Origin of the sequence: Thiothrix unzii, assembly GCF_017901175.1 — a bacterium.
Lineage (GTDB): Bacteria > Pseudomonadota > Gammaproteobacteria > Thiotrichales > Thiotrichaceae > Thiothrix > Thiothrix unzii.
This window is the reverse complement of record NZ_CP072793.1, coordinates 470,477-489,933: the sequence shown is the minus strand read 5'-3', so window position 1 is coordinate 489,933 and position 19,457 is coordinate 470,477. Positions and strand designations below refer to the sequence as shown.

The following is a 19,457-nucleotide window of genomic DNA, read 5'->3' as shown; positions in this document are numbered from 1 at the left end:
AACTTATTTCACCTTAACGCGGTAGCTGTACACTTGCTCCGCATTGCCCGGAATGCCTTCTGTTGGCATCCAGCGCACGTGGGTGTATTGGGAAGCGGGGATAATCGTTTCAACGTTTTCCACCATGCGCTTGACTGGCTCACCTTCAAAGGTTTTGCCGCCGTCAATGCTCACTTCAAACGCTGCGTCTACCGGGGCGTGGGCAGTGTCAGCTTGGTATTCGGTGGTTTTAGGAATCGGCCCGACCACCATCACATTGGACAGCTCATCAGCACTGTTGTTTTTGTAAACAGCACGGAATTCAACAGTGGACTTACGATCAACTTCTTTAGTGGCAGTAGCCACTTCATTGCCTTGCGCATCGGTGGAGATGGCGTAGGCATTCATGGCGATTTGCAGCGGGCCTTTGTCAGCAGCAAAAGCAGCAGCGGCAGAAATTGCCAATGTACCAGCGATCAGAAGGCTTGCGAATTTGGTTTTGATATTCATAGTTGTAACCCAGTTGTTATTAAATTTTGCTATTCCGGCTTTATTTCCGTAGACAAAAAATAACATTTATTTTATCCGGCACACAACACCGCCCATCCTTAATTCACTTGTTTACGATGCGCGGTTTATTGTTTTAAATTAGTTAGTTGCACTTACACATCCGCAACATTTATATTTAACTTTCGCACAAAAGAAACTTATTTGTTTCAAAAATAATAATTTTGTAACTTTTTAGTGCCGTTACTGATGGGACAAACGCTCATTTGTTGCGATGCACAACCATATCTTGTAGTATCAAGCGCATCCTTTAGCGTTTTACTAAGGTTTGTGCAGCCATGTCAGAGCTTTCCTTACACAGCAACCAACTGGCGCGTGGCATTGCCACTACCATCTTGCAAGGTTTTAACCGCCACTTTGAAATCTTCCAGCGCATTACCGTGGATGCCATCAAACGCTTTGAAGCCGCAGACTGGCAGGCGGTGCAACTGGCTTCGCGGGAACGCATTGTGTTGTACGACCGCCGCATTGCGGAAACCGTCGCGATGGTGCGTGATTTGTACGAGGTCAAAACCCTTGATCTAAAGCTGTGGCAGGAAGTAAAGCATTGCTACATCCGTATGTTATTGGATCACCAACAACCGGAATTGGCAGAAACGTTTTATAACTCGGTCTTTTGCCGCCAATTTCCGCGCCAGTATTACACCAACCATTTCATTTTCCTGCGTAGCTCAATTTCGACGGAATACATTGACTCCGAAGAAGCCAGCTACATCGCCTATTACCCCGGTGTCATCGGGTTGCGGGAAAGCATTGCGCAGATTTTGGAGAATGCGGGCTTTGCGCTGCCCTTTGAAGATTTGGGGCGTGATTTACGCAATATTTACAAAACCATTGTGCGGCACTATCGCAATAAAGCGAACCGTAAAGCGCAGCTCAATTTCCAATTAGCGGTGATTCGCAGCCCGTTTTTCCGTAATAAGGCGGCTTATATTGTGGGGCGCATGATCAATGGGCGGGAAGAGATTCCTTTTTGCCTGCCTATTTTGAATAACGAAAACGGTGGTTTATACATCGACACCTTATTGCTGGGGGAAAAAGCCCTGTCGGTGGTGTTCAGTTATTCACAGGCGTATTTTATGATGCCGCATCAAGTGCCTTCTGCGGTGGTGTCATTCCTGCAAAATTTATTGCCGCGCCGTAATACCTCGGAGCTGTATTCCGCGCTGGGGTTGCACAAACAAGGCAAGTCCACATTTTACCGCGATTTTTTGCACCATTTAAAACATTCCACGGATCAATTCGTGGTTGCACCCGGTATTCGCGGCATGGTGATGATGGTATTCACCCTGCCCTCTTACCCGTATGTGTTTAAAATTATTAAGGATAAATTTGCCCCGCAAAAGGAATTTACCCGTAAAGTGGTTGAGGAAAAGTATCAACTGGTTAAACGCCATGACCGCGTAGGACGCATGGCGGATATGCTGGAATACTCAATGGTGGCGTTGCCGACAGCACGGTTCTCCCCGGAATTATTGCAAGAGCTGCAAGATACCTGTGCCAGCAGCATGAGTTACGAAGACGGTAATGTGGTGTTCCGCCATATTTACCTTGAACGGCGCATGATTCCGCTGAATATGTTTATTGAAACCGCTAATGATGAGCAATTAGAAAAAGTCATCGAAGATTACGGCATGGCGATTAAACAATTGGCTGGCACGAATATTTTCCCCGGTGATTTCCTTTACAAAAACTTTGGGGTAACGCAGTTAGGGCGCGTGGTGTTTTACGACTACGATGAAATTAGCTATATGACGGAATGCAATTTCCGCAAGATTCCACCGCCACGTTTCCCTGAAGACGAATTCCGCTCAGAACCTTGGTATTCCATCGAACCCAACGATGTATTCCCGGAAGAGTTCGGCACATTCTTGCTGGCAAACCCACGGATTCGTAAGACATTTTTGAAGCACCACAAGGATTTATTAAGTGCTAAATATTGGCAGGACAAACAAACACGCATCCGCGCAGGTCAGTACGAAGATGTGTTCCCTTATCCGGTAACTGCGCGTTTTAAACGTTAATTGCATCTTCTCTCCATTAAAAAAGGCTCCCGAAGGAGCCTTCATTGCCAGTTACACTTACTTAGCCTTTGCGCCCCCGGCGTTGGTAGCCAAAGGCCACCCACACCATCAGCAAACTCAGGAATAGCAAGCTCCACTCACCCAAAGTCGGGATTTGCGCCGCAGAACCCAGCGAGATGTCGGTAGTATCGTTCGGATCATCCGTACCGCCATTGTCGGTAGTGATGTCGTCGTACTCCGGTTTACCGTCGCCGTCCAAATCCCAGCTTGAATGCGCTTGGTTGGAAATGGTCTGCTGTTCACCTGCTTTGTCGAGCATACTGTAGAAGCGGATGACCACTTCGTTCGCCGCCGTAGCCTCGGTGACATTACCCACATCCGCGCCAATCGTACCGATCCAAATCACCCGACCACGTGGGTAATCGGCACTTGGAGCTTCGTACTTACACGTTTCAGTAACGGATGTGCCACGCGCTTCACAGTAAACACCGTCCGCACTGACAAACTCACCCGCAGACATTGCCGCGTAGTGCGTACCTTCCGGTACACCGTCGTAGACCTTGACCTTAGCTACGCTGTCGCTGCTGCTATTGATCCACACCATTTGCCACAACATCACGTAATCGCCGGTAGCGGTAACGGTTTTGTAAGCACTCGGCGGATCAAAGATGAAGTGCAGTTTCGCCGTGCTTTCATCTTGTGCATTCAGCTCCGCATCAAACACCGTACCGTCTTCCAACACCGGTTTCGCGGTGACTGTCGCGGTATTCACCAAGCTGGTGGTAATACGGTGTTCGTAGTAGTAACGAATCCGCGCATTTGCATCCTTACTCAGCGGTACTAACGAAGTCGGTACAGTACCCAGCGGCTTAAGCTGTGCAGCAGTCAGATTCAGCGTGTTATCGACCAGTGCGATTTGTGCCAAGCCAGTTTCACCCGGATTGGTAATCTCGAAGCAGTAAGTCACGTTTTCCTGCTTGTCCTTGTCGATGTCAACGATGCTCAACTCGCTGGTTGCCGCATCCGTACCACATTTCGCACCTGCGTCGTGGCCTTGGTAAGCGGTTTTCAGCAATTTGATCTCGCTTTTCAGTGCGCTATCAAGAAAGTCCAGCCCGGTACAACCCACATTACCATCCGGCAAGGTGCAGGTGTTTTTACCGTCTGCCACCGATACCAGCACCGGAATGCGGTTATCGTTGCCTTCTGAACGATCAGCCGTGGAAATGTGCGCCGGTTTATCCTTCTCGACGATGACGTAATGACCGGTAATGACTTCATCAAAGGCATAACGCCCGTCTGCATCCGTTACCACCGTTGCAATCCGCACACCATCAGACGGGTCGCCATTACCATCAGGATCGGTGAACAACTCCAGCGTGACACCAGCGATACCGCCACTGGCTTGGGTCAAATCACCCTTACGCTCAGGATCAGGACGGACATACCCTGTCAGGCTACCTTTCGGTTCAGCATCGAGGAACATCAACCCTTGCGGTGCTTCACTTGCCACCAAGGTAAACGGAATCCGGTTGTCATTCTTGTCCGCGCTGTCAGCGGTAGACTCATAATTTGCCGGATCAGTTTCCACCAGCAGGTAACGACCGGGCGGTACTTTCGCAAAGGTAAACGTACCGCTGACATCCGTCAGCACGGTTTCCAGCAAACGACCATCCGCCGGATCACTATCACCATTCGGGTCGGTGTACAAGGCCACACTCACACCCACCAAACCACGTTCAGTGACACCTGCTTGGGTATCGTGGTTGTGGTCGTCAATGACCTTACCGGCTGGAGCCACCCAAGTGGACGGATCGTAAGCCAAGAAGCTAGCATCTTTCGCATCCGAGCCACTTTTCACTACGACCGTCAGGTGTTCGTGGTCAATTACCACACTACCGTCAGTGGTTGCTGGGGTGCTGCCTGTTGCCACAAAACCGGGCTTATGGGTAACGCTCACGGTGTAAGTACCCGGTGGAACCAGCAATTGATAACTGCCATCTTCACCCGTAGTCGTGGTCATCGTTACCGGATTACCGAAGCTATCCGTGCCTGTCACGGTAATCGTTACCCCACCAAGGCCGCCATCTTCCGGCTCAATCGTGCCATTTGCCCACAGGTCATTCAGCACTTTACCGCTGATTACCGCTGGGGTAATGCCCACATCCACCGCGTCATTCAGCGAACCAGACAGGTAAGCTTGCAGCGGACTTGTACCGGAAGCATCCACATCGGAGTCGAGAGCGCGATCTTCACCCTGTTTTGCCGGGGTAAAGCTGCTGTCCAGCGACACCACTTGAATGCTGTATTTACCTTCTGGCACGGCAAACTGGTATTTGCCTTGGGCATCAGTGGTCGTCGCTGCCACAAAACCGCCGTCTTCATTCAGCAGGGTAACGCTGACGTTAGCCAGTGGTGTTTCACCCTCGTCCTGAATGCCGTTGCGATTGCTATCCAGCCACACGTAATCGCCGATCTTGGCAGGCAAAATACCCGCGTCGATAGTTTGATCACCTGACGTACCGGAACCCACCGTTACCGTTGCTATCCCCGTTGCCGGATCAGCGTTGGAATCGGTTGCACGGTCTTCACCTTGCTGGGCAGCAGTCAGTTTCAATGCACCAACCACGAATTGCACGCTGTAAGTCGCCGGAGCCACGTCACGGAAAGCGTAGAAACCGCTGGCATCCGTTACCTGAGTATCCATCGTTTTACCTTTGGCATTAATCAGCTTCACGGTAATGCCAGCAACACCCGGCTCGCCCTCGTCCTGCATTCCATTTTCATTGAGGTCAGTCCAGACCCGATCACCCAATGCCCCGGCAACAACACCGGCATCCAGATTAGTAATGGTATTGGTCGAAGTCACGGTAAACGCATCAGTCAACCCGGTTTCAGGATCAGCGTCAGAATCCACCGCCAAGTCTTCACCCACACCTTTCTCCACCAGCTTCAGGGTTTCCGGCATCACGAACGCGACACGGTATTCACCCGGCAATACGCCAGTGAAGTGGTAAATGCCATCCGCGCCTGTCGTGGTTGTGTCTACGATAGTGCCGTTTTTATCCAGCAAGTTAACCGTAATCCCCACCGCGCCCGGCTCATCGTACAGGCCATCATCCGTGCCGTTGCTGGCACTGTGGTCAAGCCACACGCGCCCGGTCACACTGGCAGGCAATACCCCTGCGTCTACTGTGTCGTTAAAGCCATCCGAGGTTACTAATGCAGTCATGCGGCCGTTAGCATTGGTATCGCTATCCTTCGCATCGTCTGCACCAGCATCGGTTTGGGTAAACACAAAGCCCGTCATGTCTTCCAGTTGCACCTGATACTTACCCGGTAACAAGCCTGTGAACTGGTACAAACCGTTCACGTCGCTCACTACGCGGTAAGGCATTGGTGGTTCTTGATCAACCGCCGGACGCATCACCGGATTACCCGCGTTATCCAGCAATACCAGCGTCACATCACGTACTGAAGGTTCACTTTCATCCTGAACACCATTGGCGTTAACGTCCAGCCACACGCGATTGCCGAAGCCACCCGCACGGTAGAAGCCCGCATCCACACTGCTGATGTCAGCCGATACCAAGGTCACTGGCACACTCAGGTTAGGACGAATATCGCTATCCACGCCATCGTCATTGCCTTGGTCTTGTGCCACCAGTGTGTAGGTTGCTGGCGGATTCACCACCACAACGTAAGCTCCCGGCAACAAACCAGCCACTTCGTATTCACCATTAGGGTTGGTCGTCGTTGTCGCTACCGCCACACCATCCGCCGGATCGCCATCACCGTTAGGGTCAGTGAACACCGTCACCCCCACGCCCGGCAAAATCGGCTCAAACGGATCAGCCTGACCATTACCATCGGTGTCTTCCCATGCAAAACCCATCAAGATTGCTGGTGCAACACCCGCATCCAGATCACGGTTTTGCTCACCCGACAACAGGGTAATAGTCGCTTTACGGCTGATCATATCCGGGTCGGAATCCAACTCGCGTGCCGCACCTTGCGCTGCCGGAACCAACTGCATTCCTTCAGGTAATGTGAACTCCACGGTGTAAACACCCGGCTTCAACCCAGCAAAGTTGTATTTGCCGTTAGCATCGGTCGTAGTGGTTGCATTCACCGCCAGACCTGCGCCATCCGCACCGGACAACACCACCGTAATGCCGCTGATACCCACTTCGTTCGGGTCTTGCAATGCATTTTCATTGGCATCCAACCACACGGTATCGCCAATGCTACCCAAACCGCTATCGAGGAAATCCTGCGCCAGTTTGTCTTCGCCAGAGGCTACGGTTACGTTGATTTGGTTGTCGTTCGCACCTTCCACATCAGCGGTGGAAATCCAGCCGTCGAGATCGGTTGCACGCACGCTGTAAACACCCGGTTTCAAGCCTGTAAAGGTATAGAACCCGTTCGCATCCGTCGTTGTCGGCGTACCAATTTGGGTGTCGCCTTGCCACAAGGTTACGCTGACATTGGCCACCCCACTTTCCAGATCTGCGAATGCAGCATCAGCGTCGATGTCATTACGCACTTGCCCACTGATACTGGCTGGCTGGTAATTCAGGAAGTCGTTTTGCGTGGAAGTTTGACCACTGGTCACCACTACGCTCACCACATCCATGCTTACCACAGTACTGCCTTGGGTTCCGGCTTCGCTACCGGTGGAAACCGCACCGTCAGGGGTGGTTTCAGTGATGCTGTAAGTACCCGGCGGCACAATAAAGCTGTACGTGCCATCCGCAGCGGTAGTCGTGGTTTTAATCACAGGATTACCCAGCAAATCCGTACCGGTCAGCGTAATCACCACACCAGCAACCACTGGTTCGTTAGCGTCTTGCACCCCATTGGCGTTCAGATCGTCCAACACCGCGCCCGAAATCAGCGCAGGTTTTACGCCCGCATCCACACTTTGATTGCCGACGGTGGAAACCACAGTCACTGCCACATTCCCAGCCGCATCAACATCGGAATCCAGATCGTCGTCAGTACCACGGTCGGTTGCAGTAAATTGCGCACCTTCCGGCAATACCACTTGCACGCGGTATTCACCCGGCAATACCCCGGTAAAGTTGTAGAAACCGTTGGCATCCGTGGTTTGCGTCAGCACCGTTTTACCGCTGCTATCCAGCAGGTTAACCGTCACATTTGCCAAACCGAGTTCGCCAGCGTCCTGTATTCCGTCGAGGTTTTCATCAACCCACACACGATCACCCAAGCCGCCAGGTTCAATACCCGCGTCAAGGTTGGTCACGCTATCGGTCGATTTCAGCACAAAGTTAGGGCTATGACCGTCGGCGATTTGCACATCGGAATCCACTGCATCGTCACCACCGGTATCAGGAGTAACAAACTTCATATTGGCAGGCTGGGTAATTTCCACACGGTATTCACCCGGCAAGATACCGCTAAAGCTGTATTGGCCTTCCGAACCTGTGGTAGTCGTCGCCACCATTTCACCGGTTTTTACATCCACCAGTTTCACGCTGACACCGACCACACCGGATTCCGTGTCATCCTGCGCATTCGCATTGCGGTCAATCCATACCCGACCGCTAATCGCGGCTGGCAAAATGCCCGCATCCGTATCACGCAAGTGCTGCCCGGAAACCAATGTTACCAAGGCACTGCCATTCGCTGCCGGATCAGAATCCGCCGCACGGTTATCGCCTTGTGCCGTTTTGGTCAGGACAATGCCCTCCGGTGTCACAAACTTGACGCTGTAATCGCCCGGAATCTTGTTATTGAACAGGTACTGCCCTTCCGCATTGGTGGTGGTAGTCGCTACCACTTCACTTGCTTTATTGAGCAATTGCACTTCCAGACCCACAATCGCTGGTTCTTTAGCGTTTTGAATACCATCTTCGTTAACATCCAACCACACGTAGTCGCCGATACTGCCCAACTGGTAGTAACCCGCATCCACCGCCGTTGAAGAACCTGATTTCAAGCTCACCGCAGCCACACCGCTAGCATTAGCATTGGAATCCAACGCCGTATCATCACCCTGCTGGGCAAGGCTGCGCTGATAGCCATCCGGCAAGCTAAAGGTCACGAGGTAATCCAGTGGCAACAATTGCTCAAAGCGGTATTCACCATTGGTTGCAGTAAAGCTGGCTTTGACCTGCTCAGTTGCTTGCGCCACACCGTCTGCATTCACGTCGCGGTAAAGCGTAACCATCACACCTGCCAGACCCGGCTCTTCCGCATCCTGCACCCCGTTAGCATTGAGGTCGTGCCAAACTTTATCGCCCACCGACACTAAACCAATGTAACCAAAGTCCAGACCGCTAGTGGTTTGCATCGGCAACACTTCCGCTGGTGTCTGATGATCAAACAAACCATCAGGATCGCCGGTTTGCTGCGTACCTGCTGCCAAGCTCGTTGGGTCAACCTTCACGGTATAATCACCCGGCGGCAAATCCGCTGCGGTATACACACCATCCGCGCCCGTTGTCAGCGTCGCAACCGTTTCACCCGCAGCATTCACCACAGTAACCGTAATGTTTGCCAGCAATGCTTCGTCAGGGTCACGTATCCCGTCGGTATCGCTGTCTGTCCACACTACGCCGGTCAATGTGCCTTTTTGCAATGCATCAAGGAAATCATTACCCGTGCTATTTTGTGCCGAAGCCAATACCACCAACACCTTATTGTCATTAGGCGCGGTCACGTCAAAAGTGGATTGCCACTTAGCCAAGTCCGCTTCCACCACCACATAATTTTGTGGTTTCAGGTTAGTGAACAGGTAACGACCTTCGCTGTCGGTAGCGGTTTTCGCCACTTGCACGCCATCGCTGCTGTCACCATTGCCGTCTGGGTCAGTAAACAGGGTAATAGTTACCCCACCAATACCATTGTCAGTATCGGCTGGGTTGCCATTGTAGTTAAGGTCATTACGTACCTGACCCGCAATGCTGCCCACGCGGTAATCGAAGAAGTTGTTGTTTTCCGATTTACCACCGCTGCTCACTGGCGTAGTCAAGGTATCCGCATTCACCACGGCTGCCCCGGTTGCTGTCCCCGGCTGGCTACCGCTGGAGAGGTAATCCACCAGATTAGTCGCTACCAGCGTGTAATTCCCTGCCGGAACCGTGAAGCTGTATTCACCGTTATCATTGGTAGTGGTGGTTGCGGTCACTGGCGTACCGAAGACATCCGTGCCAGTCAACGTTACTGTCACGTTCTTCAGTGCAGTTTCAGCCGCATCCAAGTTGCCATCAGCATTAGTGTCTTCAATCACGTAACCAGACACGACGGCTGGCGGTAAACCAGCATCCAAATCCTGATGATTGTCACCGGAAACCACTGTTACCGCTGCGGTAATACCTGTGGTCAAATCCGCATCCGAATCGGCGGCTGGATTCGCACCCTGTTTGAGCTTGGTAAACGCTGCCAAATCCGGCAATACAAACTCAACGCGGTATTCACCCGGCAATACCGTGAACTGGTATTTACCGGTAGCGTCCGTCAACGCGGTTAATGGATTACCGCCCGCGTCTTTCACCGGATTGCTTTCTTTATCCAGCAAGTTAACCGTAACACCCGCAACCGCAGGCTCACCCGCGCCTTGCGTACCGTCACCGTTCAAATCCAGCCACACGTAATCACCGAGTTTGGCAGGCACAATCCCCGCATCCACGGTTTGATTACCTACACCGGAAATCACCGTCACTTTCACTTCGCCATCCGCTGCCGGATCGGAATCCAGCGTGGTGTCTGTGCCTTGTTTCGCAGTTACAAAAGTCATACCGGTAGGTGGCACAAATTTCACGCTGTAATCACCCGGTTGTACCGCTGCAAAGTTGTAGAAACCATTCGCATCGGTAGTTTGGGTATCGACGGTTGCACCCTTGCTATCCAACAAATTCACCACCACGTTGGCAACGCCCGGTTCACCGCTGTCTTGCAAGTTATTGCCGTTGAGATCCAGCCACACGCGGTCGCCCAACGCACCGGCTGCAATCCCCGCGTCTACGTCACTGACAGTCGTGCCGGAAGCAACGTTAAAGGTATGGCTCTTACCATCTTCCACGCCAACATCGCTGTCTTTGACATCATCGCCGCCTTTGTCTTGTTCCACAAAGCCCATGTTCGCTGGCTCTTGCACCTGCACTTGGTAGCTACCCGGCAATACGCCCGTAAAGGTGTAAACGCCATCCGCACCTGTGGTAGTGGTTGCCACAACCGCTTGGGTGGCGGTGTTAATCAAGCTCACACTGACACCAATCACACCCGTTTCTGGAGCATCTTCCACGCCATTAGCGGTATTGCTGTCAGTCCAAACACGCCCTGTTACGGTAGCCGGTTGCACGCCTGCATCAATGCTTTGGTTGTTTTCACCAGACTTGAGCGTAACGCTGGCTTTGCCATCGGCTGCCGCGTCACTGTCGATCAAATCTGTACCTTCGTCTTGGGTGGTAAACGCCATTCCCGTCGGTAACGTGAACACAACGTCATAAGCACCCGGATACAAGTTGCTGAACTGGTATTTGCCGTTCGCATCGGTTTGCGCTGCTTGTGGTGGCACATCATTGCCATTGCCCAACTTACCGCCCAACGTCACCGTCACACCCGACACACCGGTTTCAGACGCTTGCTGAATGCCATCGCCGTTACTGTCAAACCACACCACATCGCCGATGCTGGCGTATTTATACAGACCCGCATCCACGTCGAGTAGATTCGCGCCACCCGCCAAAGTAATTACCGCAGTACGTCCATTGACCGCACCTGCTACCGCTTGAATATCAACCGCATCGGAATCAGCAGCTTCATCCGGGGCAACATCTGCCGCTACAAAGCCTGCATAAGTTTCCGGTTTCTTAAATTCAACACGGTAATCACCCGGCAACAATTGTTCAAAACGGTACAGCCCCGCGCTAGTCGTGGTGGTGGTTTTGAGAATATTCATGCCGCTGGCATCCAGCAAATGCACGGTCACGCCTGCCACACCCGGTTCACCCGCGTCTTGCAAGCCGTTAGCGTTGAGGTCATCCCACACCTTGTCACCCAAGGCCGCAGCACCCACGTAACCAAAATCCAACCCGCTAGTTTCCGCGCCTGCGGTTACTGTCGTAGCAGTCTGATGATCTTTGAGTGCGTCAGGATCAGCGGTTTGCAATACACCGGCTGGCAACGTGGTGGCATCCACTTTCACGCTGTATTTACCGGGTGGCAAACCTTCGGCTTTGTACGCACCGTCTGGCGTAGTTTGCAGGGTAGCCACGGTCTTACCGTCAGCATCCAGCACCAATACCTTGATATTGGCTAAACCGGTTTCGGTCGGCTCACGCATCCCGTCCGGTTTTGCATCTGTCCACACTACACCGCTCAAGCTGCCTTTTTGTTGCGCATCGAGGAAATCATTACCCGTGCTGGTTTGTGCCGAAGCCAACGCCAACGGAATGCGGTTATCGTTACCACCTTGAATATCGGCGGTGGAAGCCCACTGCTCAAGGTCGGTTTCCACGACTACATAATTGCCCGGTTTCACTGCGTTAAACACGTAGCTGCCCGCGCTATTGGTAGTTGCTGTGCCAACATTGACACCATCCGCCGGATCGCCGTTGCCATCAGGGTCGGTAAACAACGTAATCGTGACACCAGCGATACCCGCATCGGCATCAGCAAAGCTGCCGTCATAATCGCTGTCATTACGCACCTGACCCGCAATGCTGCCCACGCGGTAATCGAGGAAGTCATTGTGTTCGGAAGTTGCGCCACCCACTGCTGGTGTGGTCAATTCATCTTCGTTAACAATCGCCGCACCCGTTGCCGAACCTGCCAAACTACCGCTGGAGAGGTAATCCACAGGCGTGGTTTCCTTGAGGGTGTAAGTTCCCGGCAATACTGCAAAGCTGTATACGCCGTTAGCATCGGTCGTCGCTGTCGCGGTGACTGGCTGGCCTAACGCATCCACACCCGTCAGGGTAATGGTTACACCTGCAATACCGGTTTCGCCGCTGTCTTTCACGCCGTTGGCATTGAGATCTTTCAGCACCGTACCACTAATGCGTGCCGGAGCTAAACCTGCATCCAAGGTTTGATCGCTTGCGCCCGAAGCCAAGGTAACGCTGGTCGTGCTGCCGGTGGTGGTATCCGCGTTGGAATCCTGTTCGGCTGTACCTTGCGCCGCCTGCGTAAATGCCGCGCCGGTTGGCAAGGTAAACTTCACGCTGTATTCACCCGGCAATACCACAAACTGATATTTACCCGCTGCATCGGTCAGCGTTGTTACCGCATTACCCGCAACATCCAATACGGGCGCACCGGCTTTATCCAGCAATGCTACGGTAATGCCTGCAACAGGCGGTTCGCCCGCGTCTTGCTTGCCATCGCCATTGGTATCCAGCCACACGTAATCGCCCAGTTTCGCTGGCACAACACCTGCGTCCACGGTTTGATTACCCACACCGGAAACCACTGTTACCGCGACTTTGCCATCGCCGGAAGGGTCGGAATCCAATGTGTCATCCGTGCCTTGATTTGCACCCACCAGCGTCATGCCTGCCGGGGTTTCAAACTGCACGGTGTAATTACCCGGTAAAACGGCTGCGAAGTTGTAGAAGCCGGAAGCATCGGTAGTTTTGGTGTCAACAACCTTATTGGTGCCATCGAGCAATTTCACGGTAACGTTAGGCACGCCCGGTTCGCCGCTGTCTTGCAGGTTATTGCCGTTGAGATCCAACCACACGCGGTCGCCCAAAGAGCCGGATTTAATCCCCGCGTCGACATCCACAATCGCATCGCCGGAAGCAACCGGGAAGCTGTGGCTAGTGCCGTTCGCAGGGTCTACGTCGCTGTCTTTGGTGTCGTTACCGCCTTCGTCTTTGAGGACGAATTCCATATTGGCAGGTTGCAGCACTTGCACGCTGTAATTACCCGGCACTACGCCAGTGAAGGTGTAAACGCCATCCGCACCACTGGTGGTAGTAGCAATGACTTTACCGCTGGTAGCATCAAGTAAGTTAACCGTTACCCCAACTACGCCGTTTTCCGCACCGTCATCGTCAATGCTGTTGGGGGTATTGTTATCACTCCACACCCGACCGCTAATACTGGCTGGGCGTACCCCGGCATCCAGTGTCAAATTGGTTTCACCTGATTTTAAGGTGGCGGAAACTGTACCGGCTGCGGCTACGTCGCTATCCAAGCTATCGTCCGCACCTTGATCTTGCAGGGTAAAGCCCATGCCTGCTGGCAGGTTGAATTTCACGCTGTAAGTACCCGGATACAGGTTGCTAAAGCGATAATTACCCGCTGCATCAGTAGTGACATCGGTGGCAGTGATTGCCGTACCATCACCGCGTGTACCGGTCAATGTAACCGTCGTCGCAGCCATGCCCGCTTCGTTTACGTCTTGCTTGCCATCACCATCTGCATCGAACCACAAGGTATCGCCAAGGTTAGCGGCTTTATACAAACCTGCATCCACATCGCGTGGTGCTGCACCGCCCGCCAAGGTAAATACCGCAGTGCGCCCGGTCAGCAAATCCGCATCGGAATCTTTCGCAGTATCCCCGCCCTGTTTGGCAGTCACAAAACCGCTGAAGGTTTCTGGTTTCGCAAACTCAATCTGATAATCGCCCGGCGCAAGGTGCGTAAACAGGTATTCACCGTTCACGTCAGTGGTGGTGGTTTTAATCACCGTGTCACCCGCGCTGTTCAACAAGCGCACCGTTACACCGGCAACACCGTTTTCATTCGCGTCCTGCTCACCGTTACCGTTGAGGTCTTCCCACACCCGATCACCAACGCTGGCACTACCCACGTAACCAAAATCCAAACCGCTGGTTTCCGCACCGGCATTCACTGCCGCTGAAGTCTGGTGATCTTTGAGTGCGTCAGGGTCAGCCGTTTGCAATACACCGGCTGGCAACGTCGCCGTGGTGACTTTCACGCTATAGGTTCCCGGCGGTAAGTTATCCGCACGGTACGAACCATTCGCCAGTGTGGTCAACGTGGCTACGGTATTACCCGCTGAATCCAGCACCAACACTGTGACATTCGCTAACGCTGTTTCGCCCGCATCACGTGCGCCATTGCTGCTCGCATCTGTCCACACCACACCGCTCAAGCTGCCTTTACGTTTGGCATCGAGGTAATCGTTACCGATACTGTCTTGACCGGAAGCCAACGCCAGCGCAATGCGGTTATCGTTTGCCGCTTGAATGTCCGCCGTTGATTCCCATTTATCCAAATCCGTTTCAACAATGACGTAACTGCCCGGTTTCACTGCACTAAACAGGTAATTGCCGGTAGCGTTAGTCGTCGCCGTCGCCACACTTACGCCATCAGCCGGATTGCCGTCGTTATTCGGATCGGTAAACAGAGTAATCGTGACACCGGCAATGCCTTCATCCGTATCTGTCAGGCTTGCATCGTAATCCGCATCATGGCGCACTTGCCCCGCAATGCTACCGATGTGGTAATCCAAGAAATCGTTGTTGGCAGAAACACCACCACCCGGTACTGGCGTGGTTAATTCATCCACCGACACCACTGCTGCACCTATCGCAGTTCCGGCAATGCTGCCGCTGGACAGGTAATCAACCGGATTGGTTTCTTTGAGGGTGTAAGTTCCCGGCAATACCGCAAAGTTGTACGCACCGTTCGCATCGGTGGTAGCAGTTGCATTCACGCTATGACCCAGCGCATCAACCCCGCTCAGGGTAACGGTTACGCCTGCAATGCCGACTTCACCCGCATCTTTTACGCCATTAGCGTTCGCGTCTTTAATCACCGCACCGCTAATCCGTGCCGTTGCCAAACCAGCGTCCAGCGTTGGATTATCCGCCCCCGAAGCTACCGTCACGACAGCGGTTACACCCGTCGTAATATCAGCATCGGAATCCTTATCCGCCGCACCTTGGTTCTTTTGGGTGAAGGCTGCATTGGCTGGCAACACAAATTTCACGCTGTACTCACCCGGCAATACACTGAATTGGTATTTGCCCGCCGCATCCGTGGTAGCGGTCATGGCATTGCCACCCGCATCCAATACTGGCGCACCGAGTTTATCCAACAGTTTCACCGTCATGCCTACAACCGGCGGTTCACCTGCATCTTGCTTGCCGTCGCCGTTGCTATCCAACCACACGTAATCACCCAGTTTCGCAGGCACAATGCCCGCATCCACGGTTTGATTACCCACGCCGGAAACGACGGTTACAGCAACTTTGCCATCACCAGCCGGGTCGGAATCGAGGGTATCGTCCTTGCCTTGATTTGCGCCCACCAAGGTCATGCCTGCGGGTGGCACAAATTGCACGGTGTAATTACCCGGCAACAGGGCAGCGAAATTGTAGAAGCCGGTAGCATCCGTGGTTTGTGTTGCCACCACCGCATTCGTGCCATCGAGCAAATTCACCACAACATTAGGCACGCCCGGTTCACCGCTATCCTGCAAGTTATTGCCGTTGAGGTCTAACCACACCCGGTCGCCTAACGAACCCGGTTTAATCCCTGCATCGACATCCACAATCGCGTCACCGGAAGCAACCGGGAAGCTGTGGCTGGTGCCATTTGCTGGGTCTACGTCACTGTCTTTAGTGTCGTTACCGCCTTCATCCTTCAATACGAATTCCATATTGGCAGGTTGCAGCACTTGCACTTTATAGTTACCCGGCAATACGCCCGTGAACGAGTAAGCACCATTCACACCACTGGTGGTAGTGGCAACGACTTTGCCGGTAGCAGCATCCATCAAATTGACGGTAACACCGACCACGCCATTTTCCACGCCGTCGTCGTCAATGCTGTTGTGCGTATTGTTATCGCTCCACACCCGACCACTGACGGTGGCAGGCAATACCCCGGCATCCAGCGTAGTGTTGCTTGCACCAGAAATCAGCGTCGCGCTTACCAAACCAGTAGCAGGAACCACGTCGCTATCCGCCGCATCATCACCCGCCTGATCTTGCAGGGTGAACTTCATATTCGCCGCGATATTGAATTTAACGCTGTAATTACCCGGATACAGATCGGTAAAAGCGTATTTACCAGTAGCATCGGTATTGGTATCCACTGCTGTCAGTGCCACACCATCACCGCGCGTCCCGGTCAAGGTCACACGTACACCGGAAACCCCGACTTCGTTGACATCTTGCACCCCGTCCGCATCGGCATCAAACCACAAGGTATCGCCGAGGTTAGCCGCTTTATACAAGCCCGCGTCTATGTCACGCAGATTGGTTGCACCCGCCAGAACAAAGGAAGAAGTACGACCCGTTGACACATTCACATCAGAATCTTTGGCGTTATCAGCACCTTGATCAGCAGTAACGAACCCCTTATAGGCCGCCGGTTTAGCAAATTCCACCAAGTATTCACCCGGCAAAACGCTGCTGAACAAATACAGCCCGTTTGCGTCAGTCGTTGTGGTTTTAACCACTGTCGCGCCGGTTTTATCCAGCAAGCGCACCACGACACCAGCCACACCCGGTTCACCCGCGTCTTGTAAGCCGTTACCGTTGAGGTCTTCCCACACTAAATCACCCACAGAGGCGTAATTAATGAAGCCAAAGTCAGCATCCACATACGCTTGGCCTTCTGCCAAGGTAACGCTGTGCGGATCATTGTTACTGGTCAGGGAATAACCCACCAAATCAGCATCGGTTTCCTCAATATCGACTTTGTAGAAACCGGGCTTTAAACCGCTGAACAAATAGTTACCGTTAGCATCGGTGGTGGTGGTTGCTAATACCGCATCCGTACCGCTTTTCAGCACCACGGTAACATTCGCCAGATTGGTAGTTTCAGTCGGGTCTTGCTTACCGTCCGCGTTGCTATCCAACCACACACGATCGCCAATACCCGCCGCTTTATACAAACCTGCATCCACGTCGACCAGATTGACCCCGACACCCAAAGTAATCAGCGCGGTACGACCTGTTGCCGCATCCACATCACTATCGGCGAGATCATCAGCCAGTTGGTCTTTTGGCGAACCGAAGTAGCCAGTCGGTTTCACGACTTCCACGAAATATTCACCACCCGCGAGTTCGGTAAACACGTATTTACCCGCGCCATCGGTACGCACGTTTTTCAGTTCCACGCCGGACTTATTCAGCAATTTCACCAGCACATTGGAAAGCCCTTGCTCACCCACGTCCTGAATACCGTTTTGGTTAATGTCGTTCCACACCGTATCGCCCAAGCTGGACGGAGGCGGAATCAATGCGATGTCGAGTGTCAGGTTGGAAAAGTCGTCGCCGGTTGGGTCGGCAATTGGCTGCGCATTATCACCCGTTGGTTCATTACCGGTAGGTACGCCGCCCGGTGGTGGCGGGTTTGCAGACAATTCAATCAAACCGGTACGCACGCCACTGCTGGTCACGCCGCTGACGCTGTAACCGTGTTGGTCAACAGCTTCGTTTTTATCGTCAGCTTCTTTCGCATCTTCTGACAACAGACCGGTTTTCCAACCAAACAACTTGCCGCCGGTTTGGAATTGGCTTGCTGGAATTTTGACGTAATAACTGCCTGAAGACAGTGGCTGGAACAAGAACCGTCCTGCACCGACCACACCCGTCGTAGTGGTAGCAATTTTCTTATCCGCACTGTTATACAAATCGACGGTTACGCCATCCGGCGCAGGCGCATCCACACCCGCGTCATACATACCATTTTGGTTATTATCAGCAAAAATGAAGTCACCAATGGAATACGCAGCCACTTGCACCGACACATTGTTGGAACGCAGGAATTGCGGCGGGTCAATGGAAGTGGTGTCAAACGCAAAACGGTTGGTGTAAATATCACCCGGTTTATTTGCATTCGCAGAATTAGGATCAGTCGTGTCGCCTGCTTGCAGGGTAAACTGTGCTGTCATCCCTTTGCGTGGATTGCCATCTTTTTCCAAGTCATAATGGGAAACAAATTTCAACGCGGTGACTGCTGCAAAATTAGCAGGACAACCTGATGTACCAAATGCCGATTCCAAACACCATTTCGTAGTGGCTTCAGTCGCATTGTCATCAGGATTGTAATTAATCGTTTCCGGTGCGTCAGAGCTGTAAAACCAATCACCCAAGGTCGGGAAAGGATCAGCACCAGTTGGCGAGTTACCATCCAACCATGTGATTGTCGGGGCAGCCGTCAGCGTCAATTTACCGTGGAAATTGGAAGCCGGAGTACGCGCAGATTTCGCATCCGCGCCATCACCATCGCCGGACATAAATGGCAACACATCAATAATGGTCGGCTTATTGATCTTGAATGCAGGTGCAAAGTTTGCCCAAGACAATGTGTATACCTGATCATCATCCAGGTCATCCAGTGGCATATCCACTTTCTTGGCAACCTGAATTGAGCCAGTTTGTTCCAAACGAATCGAGTGAGTGTCTGAACGTGCGGACAGTGCAGTAATCACATTATCGGCACGGATTTCAGCATAATTGACAACCGATGTGCCGTGCGGCGCAAGCGGATCAGTATCTGTACAGAAAATACGTGGCGGAATAATCGTGTTCGCGGTGACATTGCCAAAATTCCACAACAAACGTGTGTAACCGAGTTTGGCATTACCATAACGGTCTTTATTGTATTCTACCAAACTGGGTGGTGTACCTCCTGTTTGAGCAGCAGTACAACTACCGTTATAAGAGGCTTCCGGCGGCAATTCGTCAATAATTTGTAGGTTTTCTGCTGCCGAGGGTTTTGCCAAGGTGGATTGCACCGCTGTATTCACCTTCCAAACAATTTGACTACCCGCCAAGGTGTTTGCAGTGTTGCCCTGTATCGCTTTTGGCTCTAATGATTCAGAATCCAGCGTGATTTTAATGCGCGAAATGGTAACGCGGTCGCCATCAGTATGCCCGGTTTCCGGTGCTGCATCGTAGTTACGCGCTGTCCACCCTGATGCCCAGTTAT

General features: G+C 52.6%; 3 protein-coding genes. 1 reads left to right on the top strand and 2 read right to left on the bottom strand.

Annotated features, from left to right (window positions below; genetic code table 11):
* Positions 1-3: 3 nt before the first annotated feature.
* Positions 4-489: a hypothetical protein gene (locus J9260_RS02655; RefSeq protein ID WP_210219513.1), complete on the bottom strand. Its 486-nt coding sequence runs from the start codon at positions 487-489 to the stop codon at positions 4-6.
* A 335-nt stretch (positions 490-824) separates the two neighbouring features.
* On the opposite strand from J9260_RS02655, the gene aceK reads away from it, so the two are divergent.
* Positions 825-2,570 (top strand): bifunctional isocitrate dehydrogenase kinase/phosphatase, encoded by a 1,746-nt coding sequence (gene aceK / locus J9260_RS02650; protein WP_210219512.1) that lies wholly within the window; start codon positions 825-827, stop codon positions 2,568-2,570.
* Between the two features lie 61 nt (positions 2,571-2,631).
* Here aceK and J9260_RS02645 read toward each other — a convergent pair whose 3' ends face one another.
* A complete protein-coding gene (locus tag J9260_RS02645) occupies positions 2,632-19,275 on the bottom strand; it encodes an IPTL-CTERM sorting domain-containing protein (protein ID WP_210219511.1) in 16,644 nt (5,547 codons plus the stop codon).
* Positions 19,276-19,457: the final 182 nt, after the last annotated feature.